At 60.7% G+C, this 21,502-nt stretch carries 19 protein-coding genes and 2 pseudogenes; 5 read left to right on the forward strand and 16 right to left on the reverse strand.

Translation table 11 applies throughout. From position 1 onward, the window contains the following. Positions 1-3: 3 nt before the first annotated feature. The 5 genes from BOO69_RS21800 to BOO69_RS21820 are packed head-to-tail and all read right to left on the reverse strand — an operon-like array spanning position 4 to position 6,154. Positions 4-1,611 (reverse strand): acyl-CoA carboxylase subunit beta, encoded by a 1,608-nt coding sequence (locus tag BOO69_RS21800; protein ID WP_027264400.1) that lies wholly within the window; start codon positions 1,609-1,611, stop codon positions 4-6. Further along, complete coding sequence (locus BOO69_RS21805) at positions 1,608-2,999, reverse strand: phenylacetate--CoA ligase family protein (protein WP_027264401.1); 1,392 nt, start codon at positions 2,997-2,999, stop codon at positions 1,608-1,610. Before BOO69_RS21805 ends, BOO69_RS21800 begins: the two co-directional genes overlap by 4 nt. 27 nt (positions 3,000-3,026) lie before the next feature. Further along, entirely contained in the window at positions 3,027-4,187 is a 1,161-nt protein-coding gene (locus BOO69_RS21810; protein ID WP_027264402.1) for an acyl-CoA dehydrogenase family protein, read from the reverse strand. Between the two features lie 9 nt (positions 4,188-4,196). Then, a complete protein-coding gene (locus tag BOO69_RS21815) occupies positions 4,197-4,976 on the reverse strand; it encodes an enoyl-CoA hydratase/isomerase family protein (protein WP_027264403.1) in 780 nt (259 codons plus the stop codon). Further along, positions 4,973-6,154, reverse strand: coding sequence for an acyl-CoA dehydrogenase family protein (locus BOO69_RS21820; protein WP_027264404.1), 1,182 nt, complete (start codon positions 6,152-6,154; stop codon positions 4,973-4,975). Before BOO69_RS21820 ends, BOO69_RS21815 begins: the two co-directional genes overlap by 4 nt. Before the next feature lie 128 nt (positions 6,155-6,282). Between BOO69_RS21820 and BOO69_RS21825 the strand changes: the two genes are divergently transcribed. Next, entirely contained in the window at positions 6,283-8,283 is a 2,001-nt protein-coding gene (locus BOO69_RS21825; protein ID WP_036051597.1) for an NADPH-dependent 2,4-dienoyl-CoA reductase, read from the forward strand. Between the two features lie 26 nt (positions 8,284-8,309). Continuing rightward, positions 8,310-9,830 (forward strand): class I adenylate-forming enzyme family protein, encoded by a 1,521-nt coding sequence (locus tag BOO69_RS21830; RefSeq protein WP_027264406.1) that lies wholly within the window; start codon positions 8,310-8,312, stop codon positions 9,828-9,830. Positions 9,831-10,293: 463 nt separating this feature from the next. On the opposite strand, the gene BOO69_RS21835 is transcribed toward BOO69_RS21830, so the two are convergent. Together BOO69_RS21835 and BOO69_RS21840 are read right to left on the reverse strand one after the other, a co-directional pair. Next, positions 10,294-10,998, reverse strand: coding sequence for a glutathione S-transferase family protein (locus tag BOO69_RS21835; protein WP_027264407.1), 705 nt, complete (start codon positions 10,996-10,998; stop codon positions 10,294-10,296). After that, positions 10,995-11,429, reverse strand: coding sequence for a DoxX family protein (locus BOO69_RS21840; protein ID WP_036051600.1), 435 nt, complete (start codon positions 11,427-11,429; stop codon positions 10,995-10,997). The genes BOO69_RS21835 and BOO69_RS21840 overlap by 4 nt, the downstream gene beginning before the upstream one ends. A gap of 98 nt (positions 11,430-11,527) precedes the next feature. On the opposite strand from BOO69_RS21840, the gene BOO69_RS21845 reads away from it, so the two are divergent. Then, positions 11,528-11,956 (forward strand): MarR family winged helix-turn-helix transcriptional regulator, encoded by a 429-nt coding sequence (locus BOO69_RS21845; RefSeq protein ID WP_036051603.1) that lies wholly within the window; start codon positions 11,528-11,530, stop codon positions 11,954-11,956. An 89-nt stretch (positions 11,957-12,045) separates the two neighbouring features. Here the strand turns inward: BOO69_RS21845 and BOO69_RS21850 are convergent, their stop codons facing one another. Further along, positions 12,046-12,276 (reverse strand): DNA-3-methyladenine glycosylase I, encoded by a 231-nt coding sequence (locus BOO69_RS21850; RefSeq protein WP_317512639.1) that lies wholly within the window; start codon positions 12,274-12,276, stop codon positions 12,046-12,048. A gap of 164 nt (positions 12,277-12,440) precedes the next feature. On the opposite strand from BOO69_RS21850, the pseudogene BOO69_RS21855 reads away from it, so the two are divergent. Further along, positions 12,441-13,642, forward strand: a pseudogene (locus tag BOO69_RS21855) (IS256 family transposase). A 64-nt stretch (positions 13,643-13,706) separates the two neighbouring features. Here the strand turns inward: BOO69_RS21855 and BOO69_RS21860 are convergent. The 6 genes and pseudogenes from BOO69_RS21860 to BOO69_RS21885 form a co-directional block, all read right to left on the reverse strand. Next, positions 13,707-14,019 (reverse strand): annotated as a pseudogene (locus BOO69_RS21860) (DNA-3-methyladenine glycosylase I); the annotation flags it as partial. A gap of 265 nt (positions 14,020-14,284) precedes the next feature. After that, complete coding sequence (locus BOO69_RS21865; protein WP_027264411.1) at positions 14,285-14,740, reverse strand: PaaI family thioesterase; 456 nt, start codon at positions 14,738-14,740, stop codon at positions 14,285-14,287. A 21-nt stretch (positions 14,741-14,761) separates the two neighbouring features. Then, positions 14,762-15,466 (reverse strand): helix-turn-helix domain-containing protein, encoded by a 705-nt coding sequence (locus BOO69_RS21870; protein ID WP_223228098.1) that lies wholly within the window; start codon positions 15,464-15,466, stop codon positions 14,762-14,764. A 4-nt stretch (positions 15,467-15,470) separates the two neighbouring features. Then, positions 15,471-16,325, reverse strand: coding sequence for an SDR family oxidoreductase (locus BOO69_RS21875; RefSeq protein WP_027264413.1), 855 nt, complete (start codon positions 16,323-16,325; stop codon positions 15,471-15,473). Continuing rightward, positions 16,322-18,259: an AMP-binding protein gene (locus tag BOO69_RS21880; RefSeq protein ID WP_027264414.1), complete on the reverse strand. Its 1,938-nt coding sequence runs from the start codon at positions 18,257-18,259 to the stop codon at positions 16,322-16,324. Before BOO69_RS21880 ends, BOO69_RS21875 begins: the two co-directional genes overlap by 4 nt. A 113-nt stretch (positions 18,260-18,372) precedes the next feature. Continuing rightward, entirely contained in the window at positions 18,373-19,134 is a 762-nt protein-coding gene (locus BOO69_RS21885; protein ID WP_027264415.1) for a glucose 1-dehydrogenase, read from the reverse strand. Positions 19,135-19,261: 127 nt separating this feature from the next. On the opposite strand from BOO69_RS21885, the gene BOO69_RS21890 reads away from it, so the two are divergent. Next, on the forward strand, positions 19,262-20,626 hold the full coding sequence (locus BOO69_RS21890; protein WP_051372709.1) for a TetR/AcrR family transcriptional regulator: 1,365 nt from the start codon (positions 19,262-19,264) through the stop codon (positions 20,624-20,626). Here the strand turns inward: BOO69_RS21890 and BOO69_RS21895 are convergent. Both BOO69_RS21895 and BOO69_RS21900 read right to left on the reverse strand, forming a co-directional pair. Then, positions 20,608-21,009: a PaaI family thioesterase gene (locus tag BOO69_RS21895; RefSeq protein ID WP_027264416.1), complete on the reverse strand. Its 402-nt coding sequence runs from the start codon at positions 21,007-21,009 to the stop codon at positions 20,608-20,610. The genes BOO69_RS21890 and BOO69_RS21895 overlap by 19 nt on opposite strands. Continuing rightward, positions 21,009-21,491, reverse strand: coding sequence for a PaaI family thioesterase (locus tag BOO69_RS21900; RefSeq protein ID WP_027264417.1), 483 nt, complete (start codon positions 21,489-21,491; stop codon positions 21,009-21,011). Before BOO69_RS21900 ends, BOO69_RS21895 begins: the two co-directional genes overlap by 1 nt. Between the last annotated feature and the right edge of the window lie 11 nt (positions 21,492-21,502).

Here is a 21,502-nt window from a genome sequence, read left to right on the forward strand (position 1 = left end):
TCCTCACATCCTGAACACGCCGAAGTTGGTTTCGACCTTGGGTCTGCGCGATGTTACATCCAGCATCAGCGCCATGACGTCACGGGTCTCACAGGGCTCGATCACGCTGTCGATCCAAAGGTTGGAAGCAAAATTATAGGCCCCCTGAAAATCTTCGTATTCCTTGCGGATCGGTGCCTTGAAGGCTTCCTCCTCCTCGGGGGTCCAGCTTTTGCCTTCGCGTTCGTTGATCTGCGCGCGGACCTGAGCCAGCACGCTGGCGGCCTGTTCCGGCCCCATGATTGCCGACCGTCCCGTCGGCCAGGCGAACATTGCGTCCGGCTGGAACGGGCGGCCCAGCATCGCCAGGTATCCCGCGCCGTAAGAGCCACCGGTGATGATTGTGAATTTCGGCACCCGGGCCGAAGACATGGCCGTGATCATTTTAGCACCGGCCTTGGCAATGCCCATCTGCTCGACCTCGCGGCCCACCATGAAGCCGTTCACATCGGCCAGGAACAGCAGCGGAATATCACGCTGGACGCAGAGATTGATGAAATGCGTCGCCTTCAGCGCGGCTTCGACGAAAAGCACGCCTGTATTGGCGATGATCCCGACCTCGTGGCCGTGGATGCGCCCCCAGCCGGTCATGATCGTGTCGCCATAAAGCGGCTTGAATTCGTGAAAATCGCTGCCGTCCACCAGCCGCGCGACGATCTCGCGGTTGTCTGTCGGCACCCTGGGATCGCGGCTGACAATGCCGTAGATTTCCTCGACCGGATAGGCCGGCGGGCGCGGCGCGGCGGGCGTCTTGCGGGGCCGGGGCTTTTCGCCCAGATGGCTGACGATCTCGCGGGTGATGGCCAGGGCGTGGGCGTCATCCTCGGCCAGATGGTCGGTCACGCCCGACACCGACGAATGCATCTTGCCGCCACCCAGTTCTTCGGCTTCGACCTTTTCGCCGGTTGCGGCAAAGGTCAATTCCGGTCCGCCCAGATACATAAAGCCCTGACCGCGCACGATCACCACTTCGTCACAGAGCGCGGGAATATATGCGCCACCCGCGGTGCAGGGCCCCATGACCACGGCGATTTGCGGCACACCATCGCCCGACATGCCGATCTGTTGGTGAAAGATGGACCCGAACTGGCCTTCGTCAGGAAAGATGTTTTCCTGATCCGGCAGGAAGGCACCGCCGGAATCCACGAGGGTGATGACGGGCAGACGGTTCTTCCATGCGATCTTCTGGGCGCGCACATGCTTGCGGGAAGTCATGCCGAAATAGGTGCCGCCCTTTACGGTGGCATCATTGGCGATGATCATGCACTGACGGCCTTCGATCACACCGATGCCCGTGATGATGCCCGCGCCCGGTGGCACGCCTTCATATTTGTTCAACCCGGCCAGCTCGCCGAGTTCCAGGAATGGTGTACCCGGGTCGATCAGCCTTTCAATTCTTTCGCGCGGCAGGATTTTGCCTTTGTCCACATGACGTTTGCGCGCCTTTTCGGGGCCGCCGACGCGCTGTTTGAGCCGGAGGGCATGTAGTTCATCGACCTTTTCGCGGTAAGACACGTCGTTGGCGCGGAAGTCGTCGGACCCGGTGTCGAGAAGGGATTTCATTCTTGTCATGGCAGGTCCGGATATTCTCTCAGAACGAAGGCGACCTTGGCGGCACCGGGTTTCTCAAAGGTGTCGGGCGCGACAAGGTGAACGTCGGCCTTGAAGACAAGGGCATCGCGCAGGCGCTGCTCGATTTTCTTCTTGAGCGCCTGGTCATCCGCGGCGTCGCGGTCGGGACCGCGTTCGACGATCACCGTCAGCGCGCCCTGCGTGGTGTGACCCTCGAAATCGGCCACGATGCGCATGACGCCGTTGGTCTCCGGCACCATCTCGGTGATCACGCTGTTGATGGCCGAGGGAAAGACATTGGCCCCGCGCACGATCAGCATGTCGTCGGTCCGGCCGGTGCAGCGGATCTTGGGCCCGGTGCGCCCGCAGGTGCAGTCGGTGTCGAGAACCTCGATGTAATCGCCCGACCGGAATCGCACGAGCGGGCTCGCCCGACGGCCGAGCGCGGTATAGATCATCTCGCCCTCGGCACCCTTTTCCCAAGGGATGATTTCTCCGCTTTCGGGGTCGAGCAATTCGGTAATGATGTAGTCCATGTTGACCATATGCATCCCCGACTGGGCATCGCATTCAGCCCAATAGGTCACACCCAGATCGGTGCCGCCCAGCATCTCACAGCATTTCGCGCCCCAGGCCGCTTCGATCTTGGCCCGGATGGCGGGAATGCCGCCGCCGGGTTCGCCACCGACGATGATCTGTTCGACGCCCAGTTCACTGGCTTTGCAGCCGAGCACTTCGGGCGCTTTGTCAGCCAGGTGCAGCACGAAATTCGGCGCGCCGACGATGCAACGCGGGCGCGTGTCGGCGCAGGCGCGCAGCAGCCGTTCCACGCCACCATCCGCCCCCACAGGCACGTCGATTGCGCCCATGTACTGCAACCCCTGCATCACCGGAATGCCGCCGACAAAACCCTTGGCCAGCGAAAACGCATGCAGCACCATATCGCCGGACCGCACGCCATTGGCAAAGAAACAGCGCGCCGTCATCTCGTGCCACATCTCGGTATCGGCTTCGGTCAGCGCCACGTAAGACGGGCTTCCGGTGGTGCCGGACGAGGCCTGCATCTGGATGATATCGGCCATCGGCGCGGCCCGGTGTTTGCCGAACGGCGGTTCGGCGGCCAGGCTTTCGCGGATCTCGGTCTTGTAGGTATAGGGCAGTTTCTGGAGGTCTTCGATGGTGCGGATATCGTCGAATTCCACACCGGCTTTCGCGAACTTCTCCTGATAGAAAGTCGAGTTTGCCTTGAGATAGGCCATCTGATCGCGCAGCCGCTCTTCCTGAATACGGCGCACCTCGTCGAGCGGCGTGCCCTCGATCGCGTGCCAGAAGCGATCATTTACCTTGTCGGCGGCATCTTCCCGCCGGAAGCGCATTCCAAATTGCATGTCGTTCTCCGTTCCAAGCCGTGGCGATCAATAGGATCGTGGCAGCCCCATGACCTTTTCGCCGATAAAGCTCAGGCACAGTTCGCGGTTCACCGGCGCTGTGCGCAGCAGGCGGACCAGCGGGTACATCTCATAAAGCCCCGTATCTTCGGTAAAGCCCGATCCACCATGCGCCTGAAGCGCCGCGTCGACCGCTTCGATCCCGGCTTCGGCGGCGGCATATTTCGCCATGTTCGACGACGCACCGGCAGGCAGCTTGTTGTCGAACTCCCATGCCGCGCGCCGGGTCATCAGGCTGGCCATCTCGACCGCTGTGTGCGCCTTGGCCATCGGGTGCTGCACGCCCTGGTGCGCACCGATGGGTTGGCCGAACACATTGCGCTCGGAGGCATAGGCCACGCCCTTGTTCAGGGCGAACCGGCCGATGCCGCAGCACAAGGCGGCCAGGATGATACGCTCGGGGTTGAGGCTGTCGAACAGGATCGAGAACCCTTCGTCCACCTCGCCGACCACATCCTCGGGGCCGAGATCCACATCGTCGAAGAACAGTGTCCACTGCTCCTCGGGCAGGGGGATCGAGATCTTCACCCGCTGCTTGTCGACGCCTTTTTTCTTCAGATCCACGGCGAACAGGGTAAAGCCGTCGGTCTTGCGGCTGACCTCGGTATGCGGTTTGGTCCGCGCCACCACGAGGCAGTAGTCGGCCACTTCGGCCCCGGTGATGAAGGTCTTTTCGCCCGACAGGCTGAACCGGTTGCCTCGACGCTTGGCCAGCGTAGTGGCCTTCATCGTGTTCGACCCGGCCCCCGGTTCAGTGATCGCGAAACAGAACTGGATATCACCGCGGCAGGCAGCCGGCAGCAGTTCTTTCTTGTGGAACTCGCTTCCGTGGCTGGCGATATGGGCCAGCGACATGGTCGGCCCGACCACCATCATCAAAAGCGGAATGCCGTGATTGGCGGTGCCCTCCATGAACAGGGCCATTTCGGTCATACCAAGGCCCGCGCCGCCATATTCCTCGGGCACCATGATGCCGAGGAAGCCGTCATCGGCGATCTGGCGGAACATTTCGTGCGGAAACTCGTGCTTGCGTGCGTGTCTCAGCCAGTAATCGTTGTCGAACTTCTGCGCCAGCTGGCCGCCATAGTCGTAAATCTGGCGTTGTTCGTCGTTCAAAATGAAATCCATGTTTCGTCCTCAAGCCTTGAATTCGGGGGCGCGCCGGTTCTCGAATGCATCGAGGCCCTCCGCCACGTCATCGCTGGGCAGTGCGCGCACGGCGGCATCGCGCTCAAGCCGCATCTGCTGGTCGATACCAAGGTCCGCGCCTTCGCGCGCCAACCGCTTCATCTCGGCGATGCCGGGACGTGAACGGGTGGCGATTTTCTCGCAGTATTCCAGCGCAGACTTGTGCAGGTCCGCATCCGGCACGATGTAGTTGACCAATCCGGCCTCTTTGGCCTCGTCCGACTTGAGCCAGCGGGCCGAGAACATCAGGTCGAGCGCCCTGCGCTGCCCCATCAACCGTGTCAACCGCTGCGAGCCACCCCAACCGGGAATCAGCCCGAATTGCGCGTGCTGATCGCCAAACTGGGCGCTTTCGGCCGCGAAACACACATCGCATGCCAGCATCAGTTCGATCCCGCCGGCCAGACACAACCCCTGCACTGCCACCACGACAGGGAGGGAGGAGGTTTCAAGCGCACGCAGGTTGTTCATGCCAAAGGCGATGAAATGGTCCAGCGCGGCGGGATCGTTCAATTTACCTTTCACTTCCACCAGATCGGCACCGGTGCAAAAGTGCTTGCCCTGCGCCCGGATGAGGATCGCCCGAATAGCGGGGTTCGCCTCGAATTCCGCACGCGCGACAGAAATACGCTCATGCACCTCAAGTGATAGGCAATTGAATTTCTCGGGGCGGGCCAGTTCGATGATGCCGGTGTTGCCCTCGGAAGTGACGAGGATGGGGTCGCTCATTTCGAGGCTCCCTTCGCCTTCTTGTCATACTGCAGCGCCATGCGACCGACCTTCTCGCGGGCGATCACCAGCTTCTGAATCTGCGCGGTGCCGTCGCCGATCTGAAGGCCGAGAACGTCGTTGTAACGCTGGTGGTGGGGCAGGTCGGTGGTGTAGCCGTAATGTCCGTGCAGGATCAGGCACTGGTGCAGGATCTCGCAGGCGGTTTTGGGCAGGTACCATTTGCACATGGCAGCCTGAGAGGTGTGGGGCAGGCCACAGTCGCGCAGGTCCAGCGTGTAATAGCAAAGCTGGCGCATCATGGTCAGTTGGGTCTCGGCCTCGGCCAAGGGAAAGCTGACACCCTGATACTGCACGATCGGGGCTCCGAATGCCTCGCGCTCCTGAACGTAGGCCCAGGTTTCATCCACCGACGCTTGCGCGGCCCCCAGGCACTCCAGCCCGATCAGTGCGCGGGAATAGTCGAAGCCCGCCATGATCGTGCCAAAAGCACGGTCCTGTTCCGCCATCATGTTTTCAGCCGGCACGAAAACATCGTCAAAGAAAACCGAGCCGCGCCCGACAGGCTTGGTGCCGATGTCGTCAAAATGGGTGCGCTTGATGCCTTCCTGGTTCAGATCGACGAAAAAGGCGCTGACCCCGCGTGAGCCGCCGTCAGGATCGCCGGTACGGGCAAAGACGACCGCCGCATCCGCCTGACTGGCAAAACTCATGGATGTCTTTTCACCGTTCAGCCGCCAGCCGTTGCCGGATTTCTCGGCCCTCAGAATCAGGTTCGCCGCATCCGAACCGCCACGCGGCTCTGTCAGGCCCAGACCAATGACGGCATCACCCGAAACAACCTTGGGCACCCATTCCGACGCGATGTTCTTGGAGGCATGTTTGGCAACCATTCCGCCCATGAGAGAGCCCAGAAGCTGCACGTAACTTGCGTTGAAATCGGCATAGGCGATCTCTTCGACGATCAGCCCTGACGTGACAGAGCTTTCGCCGAGTCCCCCGAATTCCTCGGGCAGATCGGCCCCGATCAGCCCCAGTGCGCCCATCTCCTTGATCAGCGCACGGTCGAATGTATGGCCGCTGGCGCGTTCTTGATATGTGGGCGCAAGCCTTTCAGTTGCGAAGCGCTTTGCGGTCTCGCGAAACGCCTTCTGATCGTCTGTAGGCTGGAATTGCATCGGTGCTCCTCCCCATGAGCGAAAATCTTCTTTCCAAAAAAATCTAACAAATGTTAGAATGTAGATCAAGTGCAGTTTTGAGGAGGAGAACCAAAGTGAAAAATAGACCAGATGGAAGCTTTGAAACCATGCTCTCGCCCATCCGCGCAGGCCAGCATACGTTGCGAAATCGTGTCATCATGGGGTCGATGCACACGCGGTTGGAAACCGAGCCCGACGGCATAGCCAAACAGATCGCATTTTACGCCGAGCGTGCGCGGGGGGAGGCGGCGATTCTGGTCACCGGCGGGTTTTCGCCCAATGCCGAGGGCATATTCGATCCAGAAGGTCCGAGAATCGATGACCCGGAAGAAGCGCTTGACCTGCGCCCGATCTGCGAGGCGGTGCAGGCCGAAGGCAGCCTGATCTGCGCACAACTCCTCCACGCCGGGCGCTATGCCAAGATCGAAGGGTGTGTGGCCCCGTCGCCGATCCGCGCTCCGATCAACCGTTTCATCCCGCGTGAAATGACCGAAGCCGACATTCTCCGTACCATCGAGGATTTTGCCGTGGCGGCCGCCAATGCGCAGGCCGCAGGCTTTGATGGCGTCGAGATCATGGGGTCCGAAGGATACCTGATCAACGAATTCACCGTCACCCACACCAACAAGCGCCAAGACGACTGGGGCGGCAGCGCCGCGAACCGCCACCGATTCCCGGTCGAGATCGTGCGCGCGGTGCGCGAACGTTGCGGCCCCGACTTTCTGGTCATCTACCGGATTTCGGCGGCCGATCTGGTCGAGGGCGGCGCGCCCGCCGATGAAATTGCCGCACTGGCCCGCAAGATCGAGGCTGCGGGTGCGGATATCCTGAACACCGGCATCGGCTGGCATGAGGCCCGCGTGCCGACGATCGCCTACCCGGTGCCGCGCGGTGCCTGGCGCAAGGCGGCAGCCAACGTCAAAGCGGCGGTGTCGATCCCGGTAGTCGCCTCGAACCGGATCAACACACCCCAGCTTGCAGAAGACATACTTGCCTCTGGCGATGCGGACATGATCTCGATGGCGCGCCCGTTTCTGGCCGATCCGCATTTCGTGAAAAAGACGCGCGAGGGCCGCGCAGACGAGATCAACACCTGCATTGCCTGCAACCAGGCCTGCCTGGATTTCATTTTTTCGGACCGGCCGGTCGGATGTCTGGTCAATCCAAGGGCCGGGCGTGAAACGGAATTCCGGGATACGCCAACCGACACGCCAAAGAAAGTGGCCGTCGTTGGCGGTGGTGCCGCGGGCATGGCCACAGCCGCCGAGGCGGCGCGGCTGGGCCACGATGTCACCCTGTTCGAAGCGCAGGACAAATTGGGCGGTCAGCTGAATCTGGCCCGCGCCGCACCAGGCAAGGACGAATTCGACGAAACCCTGCGGTATTATGCCGGTCAGATGCAGAAACACGGGGTCACGCAGCGTCTGGGACAGCGGGCAGAGGCGAGCGATCTTGAGGGATTTGACCATGTGGTCATCGCCACCGGGGTCACGCCGCGCATTCCCGACCTGCCGGGTATCGACCATCCCAGCGTCGCGACCTACGCCGAAATTCTGTCCGGTGACCGCGAGGCGGGCGACCGTGTCGTGGTGATGGGGGCGGGGGGCATCGGTCATGATGTGGCCGAGTTCCTAGTGACCAAACCCGCCGAGACCGCGAATTCCGACGTCTTTTGCGAAACCTGGGGTGTGGACCCCGAATTTGTCTCCTCGGGTGCCCTGGCGGGCGACCCTCTGGCACCGAAGCCGTCGCGCCGCAAGGTCGTCATGCTGCAGCGCAAGACCGCTAAACCGGGCGCGGGGCTTGGTGTTTCGACAGGGTGGATCCTGCGCAACGCGCTGCGCAAACATGGGGTCGAGGCAATGGGCGGGGTGACCTATGAACATATCGACGATGCGGGGCTGCACATCGTCGCGGACGGAAACCCGACGGTCATCGCAGCCGATACAATTGTGCTGTGCACCGGTCAGGAACCGGAACGAGCCCTGGCCAAAGAGGTTGTAGCGCGCGGCGTCCCGGTTACGATGATCGGCGGGGCAAAGGAGGCCGCCGAACTGGATGCGCTGCGCGCCATTGATGAGGGCGTGCGCCTGGCGCAGGATCTCTGAACCGAGGCTCGGGCAAGGGGGAAACTATGCTGACCGACGTCATCCGCGCGGGGCGCGCTGATCTGTATTCGATCTTTCGAACCCGCGCACATGACTGCGCCCGCGCCCTCGCCATCGAGGACGGCAGCAGGAAACTGACCTATGCAGAACTGCTGGAGCGGGTCGATCGTCTGGCGGCTGTCTTTCTGGCACGAGGCGTGGCGCCCGGAGACAGGATCGCGATCCTGTCGCATAACCGCTCAGAATACCTGGAGGTCGAACTTGCAGCAGCGGGAATCGGCGCGATCGTCGCCTGTCTGAACTGGCGGCTTGCCCCCGATGAACTGCGGCACTGCATCGATCTGGTCGAGCCGGTTCTCGCGGTTGTCGAACCGGAACTTTCAGAAGCTTACCGCGCCGTCGCGTCGACACCCTGTCTAACCGTCGGGCCAGACCTGGAAACGGCCATTGCCGGGGTCGAGCCGGACCCGCGCACCGGAACCATGGTTGACGACCCCGAGGCCGGTCTGACGATCCTCTATACCTCGGGGACCACGGGCCTGCCCAAGGGGGCGCATATCAGCCACCGCGCGCATATCGCCCGATCCATGGTTTTTGCGGCCCAGCTGGCGCTGGATCCCGGCGACGGGTTCATCGCCTGGGCGCCGATGTTCCACATGGCCTCCACCGATCATGCGCTGGCAACGATCCTGCGGGGCGGGACCGTGGTGATGGTGGACGGGCTGCAGCCCGCCGTCATCAACGAGGCGCTGTCACGCCACAGGATCGGCTGGTTCGTGATGATGCCCGGGGCACTGGAGGCTTTTATTAACGAACGGCACGCCAACCCTTTGCCGCTGAAGGGGATCAAGGTTTGCGGCGCAATGGCTGATCTGGTGCCGCCGCATCAGATCGCGGAACTGACCGGTCTTCTGGACACGCCCTATCTGAATTCCTTCGGGGCGACCGAAACCGGCCTGCCGCCGGGAACCGCCGATCTGATCGCGCCGGGTGTGACCCCGGACCGGCTGTCCAAGCGCATCAGCGCCTTTTGCGAGGTGCGGCTGGTCGATCCCGACGACCGCGAAGTCCCCGATGGAACGCCGGGCGAAATGGCGCTTCGGGGTTCGACGCTGTTTTCCGGGTACTGGAACGCCGACGACACCAATGCCCGTGACTTTCGCAACGGCTTTTTCCACATGGGCGATCTGTTCCGGCGCAATGCGGACGGCACCGTCGACTTTGTGGATCGGGCGAAATACCTGATCAAGACCGGAGGTGAAAACGTCTATCCGGCGGAAATCGAACGTGTGCTTCTTTCCCATCCCGATGTGATCGATGCTGCCGTGGTCAGGGCCTTCGACGCGAAATGGGGGGAAAGCCCGGTGGCCTTTGTCGCCTGTGACGATGACGGGCCGGATGCCGAGGCGCTGCTGAACTTGTGCCGCGAAAGCCTGGCTGGCTATAAGCGACCGCGCGAAATTCGCTTCATCGCGTTCGAGGACTTTCCCAGATCGACCAGCGGAAAGGTCCAGCGGCATATCCTCGAAGCCCGGCTCGCAGATTAATTTTCGCTCTGACCCGATCGTCACCCCGCCACGCCCGTTCGCCCCACTAGCGATATAAGCGTTCCTTTCATCGTTGCGATGAGCTTCTCATCCCCGCCCTTTGGAGTAGCCCCCTGAAAGAGGTCCACCAACTGGGATAGATTGACCCGCGATTGATGTGCTGCCCTCTGTCGGACCACAGGGCTGCGGGTATTCCGGGGGATTGAGCTCAGGAGGATTCTTCGATCCCTAAGCCATTAATCAGCGCGATCGGTGGTTTGTTCCAGGTTGCGCTGTGGGAGCAGCAGGTAACCCGGCGCTTCGCACGGACGGGCATGGAATGCCGGCAAGTGCCGGTTGACGCTGCTGCGGGCCTTCAAGGGAAAGTCGGCGACTATCCGATGTGCGGGACAAAGCGGACATTCGCCAAGCGACCTCAAACGTCCGGTTCTGTACTGCGGCCCGACAAAACGATATCAAGTGATCAGCGGTCAGCCGATCGCACCTGTGTAACTGTCTTCTTCGGCCCTCCTGTCTGCATGATCTGGGACAGGTAAGAATTGCGCCGTCTGATGAAGTCACGCAGAAGGGTCGGGTAATCTTCACTGACGGCATTCTTCACAGAAACCCGACGCTCCAGTTCATGTCGCCAGGCCCTTACACGGGCAAGCCCTGTGAAGACGCCAAACTCTCCGATGGTGTCAAAAACGTCGAAATAGCGGAAGACCGGGCCGAATACGACATCGACGAGGCTGAACCGGTGGCCATCGAACCATGGTCCCTCCCCAAGCTCCGCGTCCAGCCGAAGGAACTTTGAGCGGAGCGCCGCCACTTTTTCTTCCAACGCTTTCTCGTTCGGCGCCGAGTAGAACCCCGCAATGTCGTTCAAGACAGCAGATCCAAATTCAATCCAGGCACGGTGGCGGGCGCGATCGAGAGCGTCGTGCGGATGGAGCGCGTGGGGTTGTGTATCCTCAAGATATTCGAGGATAACCGCAGATTCGAAAATCGGCGTCCCGTCCACAACCAGGACAGGCGTCTTGCCCAGCGGAGATATGGCAAGAAACCAGTCGGGCTTGTTCGAAAGATCGATGTCAGTTCTCTCGAACGTGACACCTTTCTCAGTGAGCGAGATCGCCGCGCGCTGCACATATGGGCAGAGCGCATGGCTAATGAGGTGGAGGCTCATGTTGTCTCTCCCGCCATCTGCACGTTACCGGGCGCGAAGGAAGGGCTGAGGGCGAAACGGCCGTCGCCCAGAAGCCCTTGCACGATGGCAAGCAGCGTCAGATAGGCCGGGTATTCCCACCCGCCGTTCTCGTATCCGAACATCCAGCCGTTTCCGGAGTGAGCCCAGGTCGCACCGGCCAGGATGGGCACGGTCGCCGATGCGACCCACCGAGCCTGTACGCCGAGGACCAAAAGGGCACCGGCAATCGCCTCGACTGCAAAGACCATATAAGCAAACCAGCCGGGCAGCCCGATCGAAATGAAGAACTGCGCCGTTCCGGGAAGTGTGAAAATGAAGAGCTTGAGAAACAGGCTGTGCGCCAGGAACATGATCCCGAGTGCTATACGGAGCAGGAATATCCCAAATTCTGTGAGGTGCGATTGTGACATGATATGATCCCATATGTCGATGCATTGGCATCTATATATGCCGCGTCATATGCCGCGTCAAGGTTGATGCACTTACATGTACATGATAGGTGCTGGGTATGAACGAGATTGACCATGCTACTGAGGCCGCCTGGACAGCCCTCATGACTAAAAGCCGCGTTTTGCTTGAGGCTGTCGAAACGTCTCTGAAATCGGCAGGATACCCGCCACTTGCATGGTATGACGCGCTTCTGGAACTCGAGAAGGCAGGCCCAGACGGACTCCGGCCATTCGAACTCAAAGACCGGATTTTGTTACCCCAATACGGTACATCGCGGTTGCTGAACCGTATGGTGAAAGCAGGGCTGGTGGACCGACAGGACTGCTTGGAAGATGGGCGAGGTCAAAACATTTCTATCTCTGAAAAGGGTAAATCTGTCAGGAGGGCGATGTGGCCGATCTATGAACGGGTTCTGTCGGAAAGGATCGGCGCAAAGCTGAAACCCAAAGACGCCGCTCAATTGGCCACGCTACTCTCAAGGCTCTGAAGTCTCGGTCGACTGACGCGAAACCTGTCTGTGACTTTCCACGCTAAGTGGCCCTGAATTTTTTTTCACGTTAATTGGCCGACAGTTGCCTATGTCGGTGTGCGAAGGGTGTTTCGGGCTGTTTCGACGTCCTTTCGCATCCAACAGACTTCTGCGTGATCGTTGATAAATCCCATGGCCTGCATGAATGCATATACGGTGGTCGGTCCCACGAATTTGAAGCCAAGCTTTCGTAGGTCTTTGGAAAGGGTCTCGGACGCTGGTGATTTGGACCGCATTTGTGGCAGTGCGTCGTCCTTGGCAGGTTCATATAGCCAGATGAATGGGTCACGTCCCTTGGAGAGGTGTAACTCTGGGTCGCGCCCTTGATGGCGTCCGCGTTCCGCATGAGGCGCTGTAGGACGGCATCAAGGGCGCGGTGGTCATCGGAAAATTTTCGGTAGGGTCGGGTTGCTGAACCAACCTGAACCGAAGGAAGACCCCGATGACCAAACCCATGATGGACCTGCGAGAGCTTGTGGAGAAGAGCGCAGACGCCGATCTTCTTCGAGATATGATCGGTTTTGCCGCCGAGCGGCTGATGGAACTCGAGGTTGGCGCGAAGACAGGCGCCGACTATGGCGAGAAGAATCCGGCACGGCTTGTGCAGCGGAACGGTTACCGAGATCGGGACTGGCAGACGCGGGCCGGGAACGTGGAGTTGCGCATCCCAAAGCTGCGCAGCGGCAGCTATTTCCCGTCCTTTCTCGAGCCGCGCCGGGCCACCGAGAAGGCCCTGACGGCGGTCATTCAGGAGGCCTATGTCCACGGCGTCTCGACCCGATCCATGGACGATCTGGTCCAGGCGATGGGCGGGACCGGCATCTCGAAGAGCCAGGTCAGCCGCCTGTGCGAGGAAATCGACGAACGCGTCGATACTTTTCTCACCCGCCCGATCGAGGGCGAATGGCCCTACCTCTGGATCGACGCCACCTATCTCAAGGTCCGACAGGGCGGTCGTATCGTCTCCGTCGCCGTGACCATTGCCGTCGGCGTCAACACGGACGGGCGCCGCGAGGTGCTGGGCATGTCCATCGGGCCGTCCGAGGCCGAGACGTTCTGGACCGATTTCCTGCGCGACCTGGTGCGCCGCGGACTGAACGGGGTGAAGCTGGTGATCAGCGACGCACACGAGGGGATCAAGGCTGCCACGGCGCGTGTCCTGTCCACCACCTGGCAGCGCTGCCGCGTGCATTTCCAGCGAAATGCGCTCGCCCATGCCGGCAAGAGCAGCCGTCGCGTCATATCAGCCTTCATCGCCACCGCCTTCGCCCAGCCGGACCATGCGGCGGCCAAGACCCAATGGCGAAACGTCGCCGACCAGATGCGGGGCAAGCTGCCCAAGCTCGCGACCCTCATGGATGGCGCCGAGGAGGACGTGCTGGCCTACATGACCTTCCCCCAGCAACACCGGGCGAAGTTACACTCGACCAATCCGATCGAACGTCTGAACGGCGAGATCAAGCGGCGCACCGATGTCGTCGGGATCTTTCCCAATGAAGCCTCGATCCGGCGTCTCGTCGGCGCGATCCTGATGGAGCAGACTGAGGAATGGGCCGTCCAGCGCTCTCGCTACATGACACTGGAAACCTTGGGCCCGTCTGCGATGATCCCATCGTCAGCCTGCCTGCCGCGCAGACGGACTGACCAGCTCGGCGCGCCGAAAACCAGCTGGCCAGCCTTGAGCTACACCACCAATTGGGACGTGATCGATGAATGCGGCGAAGGAGCCTTCCTCTTGGACGACCTCGAAAGTACGGCGAGCGTTGTTGATCACGGCTTCGATCTTGCCTCGATAGCGAACAATTCCTTCATCGGCAAGTAGGCGCTCAATGTCGTTGTCGTCAAAGTTCGCAACTCCCCGAAAGTCGAACCCGGCGAAGGCAGCACGAAAGTTCTCGCGCTTGGCCAGAATGGTGCGCCAGCTCAGCCCTGACTGGAAACTCCGGCGTGACGGCAGCCCATCGGCACCGTGGGCGTCCATCCGTTCCAATTACGGTTGCAGCATCAGGCCGCTGCCGCATAAACTTGAACAGAAACCGAACCAGATCCTCCGTTACGATACAGTCTCAGCTCTCCGAAAAACCCTGACGACGGACAATCGGCGACCGCACTGCTAAAAGCTAACATTACCGCTTGACAGGTCTGAACCTGCTGGCGGCGATCTGGATACCGCGCGCGCCTACGGGAAACGGTTGGCCGAGGTCGCGAGCCGCTGGAACAGCTGATCCAGCTGTCTGAATAATCGGCCCGACCGCCCGGATCGGATGTGCTGCGGCCGGGTTGCGCTCAGTCCGCGACCCCCGCCCGCCCGATCAGCGCCATGAGCGTTCCGGTCATCGTTGCGACGAGCTTTTCATCCTGGCCCTTCACGGCATAGGCACGCGCCTCGCATATGGTCAGCGTCCTGCCTGGTTTCACCACGTCAGCGACGAAGCGAAACCGTTCGCCGTCCGCCGGGTTGAGTAGGTTGATCTTGAATTCGGCCGTCAACACTGCCGCGTCCGCTGGCATCAGCGAAAAGGCCGCGTATCCGCAGGCGCTGTCCAGCGCTGTCGACACGATTCCGGCATGCAAAAACCCATGCTGCTGGGTCAGTGCAACCTGATGTGCCATTTCCAGAACGATGCGGCCGGGTAACAACTCGGCAATGCTGATCCCCAACGTGTTCATCACCTTCTGGCGATCGAAACTGTTGCGCACGCGTGCGTCATAGTCGGGGTTTTTCGGTTTGAATTGTGTCATGGCGGGTCTTCCTCTTCGATTTCATTCGTCAATGACCAATCTTAGGCGGTCTTTGAGGCGCGTATCTTGTAGCGAAAGGTCAAAACGACGCGGAATAGACAGAGCGCGCAACGCGCCGGGCGGTTTGCCGGCGAAGATCCGGCAAGCGGCGGACAAGTGAGATTGATCGTAATATCCGGCGTCCAGCGCCAGATCGCTCAGCGGCAGGGTCTTTGACGCAAGCTGCCCGAGAGCCCGGCGAAAGCGTCGCAAGGTCGCAAGCCGCCGCCGCGACACGCCGGTTTCCGCCCGCACCTTTCGACGTTTGGTCCGGTCGCTGTAAGCTCCGGTTGGTGCGGCAAAGCTCAGGTCTCTCGCAAGGCCGTCAAGCACCGCGATGAGCGCAGGCAGGTCATCGTCCCCGGTCTGAATCCGGGCCAGTTCTGAGGCCAGCATGTCCAGCCCTTTGGAGTCGGGAAATCGCTGCGGTCGTGACGACAGTCGCAGCCCGGCCACGACACCCTGGAATGGCCTTGGGCGGGGCGAAAAATAGGGGCGCGGTTCTGCCAGCGATACGCGCCCGCCGCCGCTGTCGTCGCGCGTTACCGAAAGGGTAAAGAGGTCGGTTGCGAACCGCCCGCGTCCACCACCGCTCAGCACACCGGTATCGCGGAACACGAACAAATGGTCGATCTGTTTGGCCGCTTCCTCAGGCGGCGCCAGTTCGAGATAAAGCGGCGCCGCCATCAGGTTACTTGACGAAAGCATCCCGGTTCTCGGCGACGAAATCGGCAAATCGGCGCGCCGGGCGTCCCATCACATCGCTGACCGTGGTCTCGATGCCGGCAAGGTAGCCCTTGGGCGCGATGGAAGCCAATTCGACCATGGCTCTGGCGACCTCGTCCTGCATTCCGCCAGCCACCATGCCCGCCTTGGCATTTTCGGCCGACAGGGGTGCGCAGGTGACAGTGCGCCCGGTCACCCTGGACAGGAGGGCGGCGATATCTTCTCCGGTAAGAGCTTCGGGCCCGGTCAGACCAAGAGCCTTGCCTTCGTAACCCGGAGCGGTCAGCGCCTCGGCGGCGACATCCGCGATGTCGCGGGCGTCGATCCAGGCCACGGGGCCGCCCAGATCGTCATAGTACACGGCGTCCTTTGCAATGTTACCGGCCTGCCACAGCAGGTTCTGCATGAAATAGGTCGGCTGGACAAAGGTCCAGTCAAGGCCGCTTTGCTTCAGCAGCTCCTGGGTTTCGGAATGCCACTTTCCAAAGGTCAGCCCCGCCTTGGGCGACGCGCCAAGCCCCGTGGCCACAACGATATGGCGCACGCCCGCGGCCTTGGCCGCCTCGATCACGTTCGCCTTCCACTGGCGCATGTTCAGATGGGCAGGCGTGACCAGGTATATCTTTTCTGCCCCGTCACAGGCCCGCGCCAGCGCGGCAGGGTCCGTGAAATCCGCGACGACCGCCTCGCATCCTTTGGCCTTTAGCGCGTCTAACTTTGAGAGGTCGCTGGTGACAGCGCGCACGGTCGCGCCTTTTGCCAGAAGCGTGTCGACGAGGGGCGCACCAGTCGTGCCCGTGGCTCCGAAAACAGTGATCATGACTTTTCCTTTTGCAGGTCTGCGATGGGCTGAATGGTTTCCGGGTTGCTGATCGACGACAGATCGCCTGGATCTTCACCGAGAAAGGCGGCGCGCACGACACGGCGCATGGTTTTCATGCTGCGGGTCTTGGGCAGCGCTTCGACAAAGTGGATCTCGCGCGGGCGGAAGGGTTTCGAGACGATCTCCCCGACACGATCCTTGAGCCGGTTCACGAGCTCCGCGTCCGGCGACACATTTGGTGCCGCCACGCAGACGCAGACGACAGCCACGCCCTTGATGTCATCAGGTGCCGCGATGGCCGCGGCGTCCACCACCTCTCCGGTTTCGGTCAGGGCCGCCTCGATCTCGGGCGGGCCGATGCGTTTGCCGGCGATGTTCAGCGTGTCGTCCGACCGGCCCAGGATATACCATGTCCCGTCCGGATCGCAGCGCACCCAGTCGCCGTGCCGCCAGAGGCCGGGGAAGGTGGACCAGTAGGTGTCAAGGTAGCGATCGCGGTCCCCCCTGATGGCCGGGGTCAGACCCAGAGGCGGCTGGGTCACGACCAGTTCGCCGACCTCGCCCGGTGCGGCTTCGCTGCCGTCCTGGCGCAGAACCTTGGCCCCGACACCCAGGGCCTGGGCCGAAAATCCGCCGGGCTTGAGCTCGTGCAGCACGGTCGAGGTCAGGATCGCGCCAAAAAGCTCGGTCCCGCCCGAGATGTTCAGCGGCACGGCGCGGCGGCGACAGATATGATCGAGCTGCCAGAGCCAGGCATCCTCGGTCCAGGGCTCGCCGGTCGAGGCGACGATGCGCAGGGACGACAAGTCGTAGCCCGACAAAGATTCAGTATCCTGCGTCATGAACTGCCGTACCAGGGTCGGGGCCACGCCGAGATGCGTGACCTCCATCTCGGACGCAAGACGCAGCAGCCTGAAGGGATCGCCGGGCATTGATGGTGCGCCCTCGGCCAGCACCAGAGTCGAACCGGACAAGAGCACCGATAAAAGGGTGAGCGGTCCCATGACCCACCCCATGTCGGTCATCCAGAGGTGCCGGTCATCCCGTTTCATGTCGAGGCAAAGCAGGAAATCGGCCGTGGCCTTGGCCTGCACGCCCAAATGGGTATGCACGACACCCTTGGGCCGCCCGGTGGTGCCCGATGTATAGGCGATGAGAAAGGTGTCATCGGCACTGACGGGAACGGCGGCAAACTCCGGACTGGCGCGGCCCACTGTTTCGGTCCAGTCCAGATCGCGGGCCGGATCGGCCACCGCATCGCCGAACCGTCGCAGGCTGATCACGGTATGAACCGATGGTACGTCGGTCAAAGCCTGGGCAAGGGTCGCTTCCATCCAGACCGGCTTGCCTCGCCGGGGTGTGGCATCCGCCGTCAACACCGCCACGGCATCCGCGTCGTTCAGGCGCGATACGATGGCATGGGGCGCAAAACCGGAAAACAGCGGCACCGCAACCGCGCCCAGCCGGGCAATACCCAGAAGCGCGGCCTCGATTTCGGGGATCATCGGCATATAGATGCCCACCGCCTGACCGGGCCTTACACCGCGCGTGGCAAGGGCCGAGGCGACGCGGGAGGCTTCGGCGGTAAGGTCGGAATAGGTCCAGCGGCGGCGGCTTCCGTCTTCGCCGACCCAGTCGATTGCGACCTTGTCGCCCAAGCCATCGGCAATTCGGGCGTCAAGACAGGTTTCCGTCAGATTCAAAGTACTCCCGACGGCCCACCGGATCGATTCGGGCCCTTCGGAGATATCTCGCAACCGGCTGTAGGGCCGCGCGAACCGTATCCCGGCATGGTCAATGATCTGGCCCCAGAACCAGTCTGGGTCTTCATTCGAACGGCGGACGAGTTCCTCGTAACTGTCAATGCCGCAGCCCTTCAGAAATGAGGTCAGCGTGCTTGTCCGCTGGATGTCAGAGCCTGGCTGAAACATTCGCAACCTTTCTAGAATGAAAAAGGGCCGCACATAAGGCGCGGCCAGTCGGGGAGGTAACTCTTGGCACGGTATGGCAGCAGCGCCTTGAGTCCGGCGCTGCTGCCAGCGTTTTAACCGTGCATGGACAGGCCGCCCGAAACCGAAATCACCTGGCCGGTAATGAACCCTGCGTCGTCCGACGACAGGAAGCAGATGATGCCAGGGTAATCCGTCGGCTGCGCAAGACGCTTCATCGGAATCGCCCGCTTGAGACCTTCGGCGATCTTTTGACCGGCCTCGCCCTCGGCAACCTGAGCGAACAGCGGCGTATCGGTCGGGCCGGGGGCGACCGCATTCAATTGAATACCTTTACGCGCCAGTTCGCGCGCTACGGTTTTGGTGAACGAGATGATGCCACCCTTGCAGGCCGAATACACGGCTTCGCCGGATGATCCGACGCGTCCGGCGTCGGACGCGATGTTGACCACACGGCCGCCGCCGTTCTTGACCATGCCCGGAAGCACCGCGTGATGCATATTCAGCGGACCGTAAAGATTTATGTCGATGACCTTTTTCCAAAGGTCGGGATCGGTGTCGAGGAACGGTTTGATCACGTCCCAGCCGGCATTGTTCACCAGCACATCGACCGGACCCCCGGCCTCGAACTCGGCTACAGCCTTGTCGACCTGGGCACGGTCGGTGATGTCCACCTTGAAGGCCTGCGCCTTGCCGCCGGCCTCGGTGATCAGGCGAACCGTTTCCTTCGCCCCGTCTTCGCTCATGTCAAAGATCGCAATCTCGGCACCTTCTTCGCCGAACCGTTCGCACACCGCGCGCCCGATGCCGCTGCCGCCGCCGGTCACGATCACGCGTTTTCCACTCAACCCTCGCATATGGAGGTCCTCCTCTTCCGCTATCATCTTGGCAAAGAACTTGATTCGGAACGTTCCTTGCGTTATTCTAACATTTGTTAGATTTAATGCAATGGACAGTCTCGTGTCCCGCAAGTATCGAAATGGAATGGTACACAAGACTGACCCACCCAGGACACTGAGCGAAGACTTGAGCAAGTCTGAGAGGACACGTGAGGGTATCCTTTCGGCGGCTGCGCGACTTTTTCGGTATGAAGGCTATCACGCAACGACTATGCGCGACATCGCGCAGGAAGCTGGCATTGAGGCCGGCAGCATTTATTATCATTTTCAATCCAAAGACCAGATTCTGAGCGAAGTTCTCGATCTTGGCGTCCGTCAACTATATCAGGCGGTCAGTGAAATCGTTCGGTCGGCACCGACAAGTTCGGAGGGTTTTCGCAAGACCTTCGAATTGCTGATTGAAACACATCTGAACTATCTCTTGACCGACAGCGACTTCACGTCAGCCAATATTCGGAACTATCCGATGTTGTCGGACGAAACACGCGCCCCGCATCGCGAATTGCGTGCATCATATGCAGGGGCCTGGGGCAAATTCCTGAATGACGCCAAACGCGCCGGCCACCTTCGAAGCGACATATCCACTGCTGTGATCCGCCAGTTCATCCTGAGTGCCATGAACTGGACCGTAGAATGGTACGATGTCGACAAGTATCCGGTGCGCATCCTCGCGGTACGAATGAGTAAGCTGATACTTGACGGAATGTGTCCACATCGCAAGGCGGGTACCGAAGGCTTGAAGCTGTGCCCCGCCACTCCCGCCAAGATCCCGGATCCCGACGGCAAGGCGGCTAAGACCCGTGCAGAAATTCTAAAGGCCGCAGCGCGCGTTCTGAGGGACAATGGCTACAAGGCGACCACGCTGAGAAAGATCGCGGAAGAAGCGGACATGAAAGCGGGAAGCGTCTATTACCATTTCAACTCCAAGGAAGCGATCGTTGACGAAGTTCTAAACGCCGGACTGAGGGACTTGCTAGCAGGTGTCGAAGCCGCCGTTCGGAAATTCGATGCCCCGTACGATCATTACGCCAGGATAGCGACTGCAATCTGGGCGCACCTGGATTTCCTCTTCAAGGCAAGCGAATTCACCTCGGCGAATATCAGAAGCTATGGAATGCTCCCCAATCATTTCAGGGAGAGGCACAGGGGTATTCGCCGTGAGTATGGAAAACTCTGGGATCGGATACTCCGTGAAGCTCAGGACGACGGTGCCATACGGTCGGATATCAAGATCGTCCCCTTGCGCCAGGTGATGTTGGGTGCCTTAAACTGGACGGTGGAATGGTTCGACCCGAACAAGGCAGGAGTGGAAGGATATCTATCACTGCCTGAATTCTCCAGCATGCTCATCAATCTGTTATTGGAAGGCATTTGTAACCGGGAAGCGACCCCGTCCACAGGACAAGGTAGCCCTGAAAGCGGTTGCCCCGGTCAGACCAGAAGGAAGTGATACAGCCCTTCGGCAACCGCCTTTTCCCGATCCGTCTGCCAGCTGAGCACGCTGACGCTTGCCATCCGTTTGCCTTTGCGCGTGACGTTAGCGCGCGCAAAAAGCGGTCCCTTCACACCGGGTCTGAGGTAATCGACGGTCAGGTTGATCGGCTTGGCCGGAACGTCGGCGAAATCGGGCTGTACCGCGATGGCGGCAGTGGCCTCCATAAAACTCGCGATTATGCCGCCATGGTAGTACTCCATGATCGGGTTACCGACATGGCGGTCATCAAAGGTCATTTCCGCCTCAGCATGGAGACTGTCTAGACTTCTGACCTCAAAGTTGAGAAATCGGAAGAACGGCACCCGGGATACATTGGCATTGACAGTTTGCACGTCCATCACGAAGTTTTTCCTTTTGTCATTGCGTCAAACAGGCTGGTTTCGCCGCGCGTCAATGCAAACGAGGCGGTTCCCCTGGCTATTTCAGCATCCTCATGGCCCGCGAACCAGACGCTGCCGGAATTGAAGGCGATGTGGCGGGTCTTGCGAAAACAATGCGCTTGAACGATGACATCCGCGCGTGAACGGGCCGGGCGCAGGTAATCAACTCTGAGGTCAAGAGTGGCCATGGTACTGACGCCTTCGATGGCAACAAAGTTCGCCAGTCCAAAGACACTGTCCAGAAGTGCCGTCAGGATACCACCGTGGAGCAGCGATTGTTCCGCATCGACGCAAAAGTCCGGATTGAACGGCATCCGAACCCGAACACCTTCCGTCGAGACCTCTTCGATCTCAAGCGCCATATGCGTTATCAGACCCTTGCCGCGCGCATTCCACATCTGCGCGATTTGCTCCATCTTCTTTTGGGTGATGTCTGACATGCGATCTTTCC

This window comes from Sulfitobacter alexandrii (assembly GCF_001886735.1).
GTDB classification, from domain to species: Bacteria; Pseudomonadota; Alphaproteobacteria; order Rhodobacterales; family Rhodobacteraceae; genus Sulfitobacter; species Sulfitobacter alexandrii.

Excerpts from the sequence above, each read along its gene's own strand:
- BOO69_RS21870 (WP_223228098.1), bottom strand. The coding sequence starts at position 15,466 with ATGGCGGCGCCGCTTTATCTCGAACTGGCGCCGCCTGAGGAAGCGGCC.
- BOO69_RS21840 (WP_036051600.1), bottom strand. The coding sequence starts at position 11,429 with ATGTCACAATCGCACCTCACAGAATTTGGGATATTCCTGCTCCGTATA.
- BOO69_RS21805 (WP_027264401.1), bottom strand. The coding sequence starts at position 2,999 with ATGCAATTTGGAATGCGCTTCCGGCGGGAAGATGCCGCCGACAAGGTA.
- BOO69_RS21865 (WP_027264411.1), bottom strand. The coding sequence starts at position 14,740 with ATGACACAATTCAAACCGAAAAACCCCGACTATGACGCACGCGTGCGC.
- BOO69_RS21890 (WP_051372709.1), top strand. The coding sequence starts at position 19,262 with ATGGTACACAAGACTGACCCACCCAGGACACTGAGCGAAGACTTGAGC.
- BOO69_RS21815 (WP_027264403.1), bottom strand. The coding sequence starts at position 4,976 with ATGAGCGACCCCATCCTCGTCACTTCCGAGGGCAACACCGGCATCATC.
- BOO69_RS21800 (WP_027264400.1), bottom strand. The coding sequence starts at position 1,611 with ATGACAAGAATGAAATCCCTTCTCGACACCGGGTCCGACGACTTCCGC.
- BOO69_RS21825 (WP_036051597.1), top strand. The coding sequence starts at position 6,283 with ATGCTCTCGCCCATCCGCGCAGGCCAGCATACGTTGCGAAATCGTGTC.
- BOO69_RS21895 (WP_027264416.1), bottom strand. The coding sequence starts at position 21,009 with ATGGACGTGCAAACTGTCAATGCCAATGTATCCCGGGTGCCGTTCTTC.
- BOO69_RS21810 (WP_027264402.1), bottom strand. The coding sequence starts at position 4,187 with ATGGATTTCATTTTGAACGACGAACAACGCCAGATTTACGACTATGGC.
- BOO69_RS21885 (WP_027264415.1), bottom strand. The coding sequence starts at position 19,134 with ATGCGAGGGTTGAGTGGAAAACGCGTGATCGTGACCGGCGGCGGCAGC.
- BOO69_RS21875 (WP_027264413.1), bottom strand. The coding sequence starts at position 16,325 with ATGATCACTGTTTTCGGAGCCACGGGCACGACTGGTGCGCCCCTCGTC.
- BOO69_RS21835 (WP_027264407.1), bottom strand. The coding sequence starts at position 10,998 with ATGAGCCTCCACCTCATTAGCCATGCGCTCTGCCCATATGTGCAGCGC.
- BOO69_RS21900 (WP_027264417.1), bottom strand. The coding sequence starts at position 21,491 with ATGTCAGACATCACCCAAAAGAAGATGGAGCAAATCGCGCAGATGTGG.
- BOO69_RS21880 (WP_027264414.1), bottom strand. The coding sequence starts at position 18,259 with ATGTTTCAGCCAGGCTCTGACATCCAGCGGACAAGCACGCTGACCTCA.
- BOO69_RS21820 (WP_027264404.1), bottom strand. The coding sequence starts at position 6,154 with ATGCAATTCCAGCCTACAGACGATCAGAAGGCGTTTCGCGAGACCGCA.
- BOO69_RS21845 (WP_036051603.1), top strand. The coding sequence starts at position 11,528 with ATGAACGAGATTGACCATGCTACTGAGGCCGCCTGGACAGCCCTCATG.
- BOO69_RS21830 (WP_027264406.1), top strand. The coding sequence starts at position 8,310 with ATGCTGACCGACGTCATCCGCGCGGGGCGCGCTGATCTGTATTCGATC.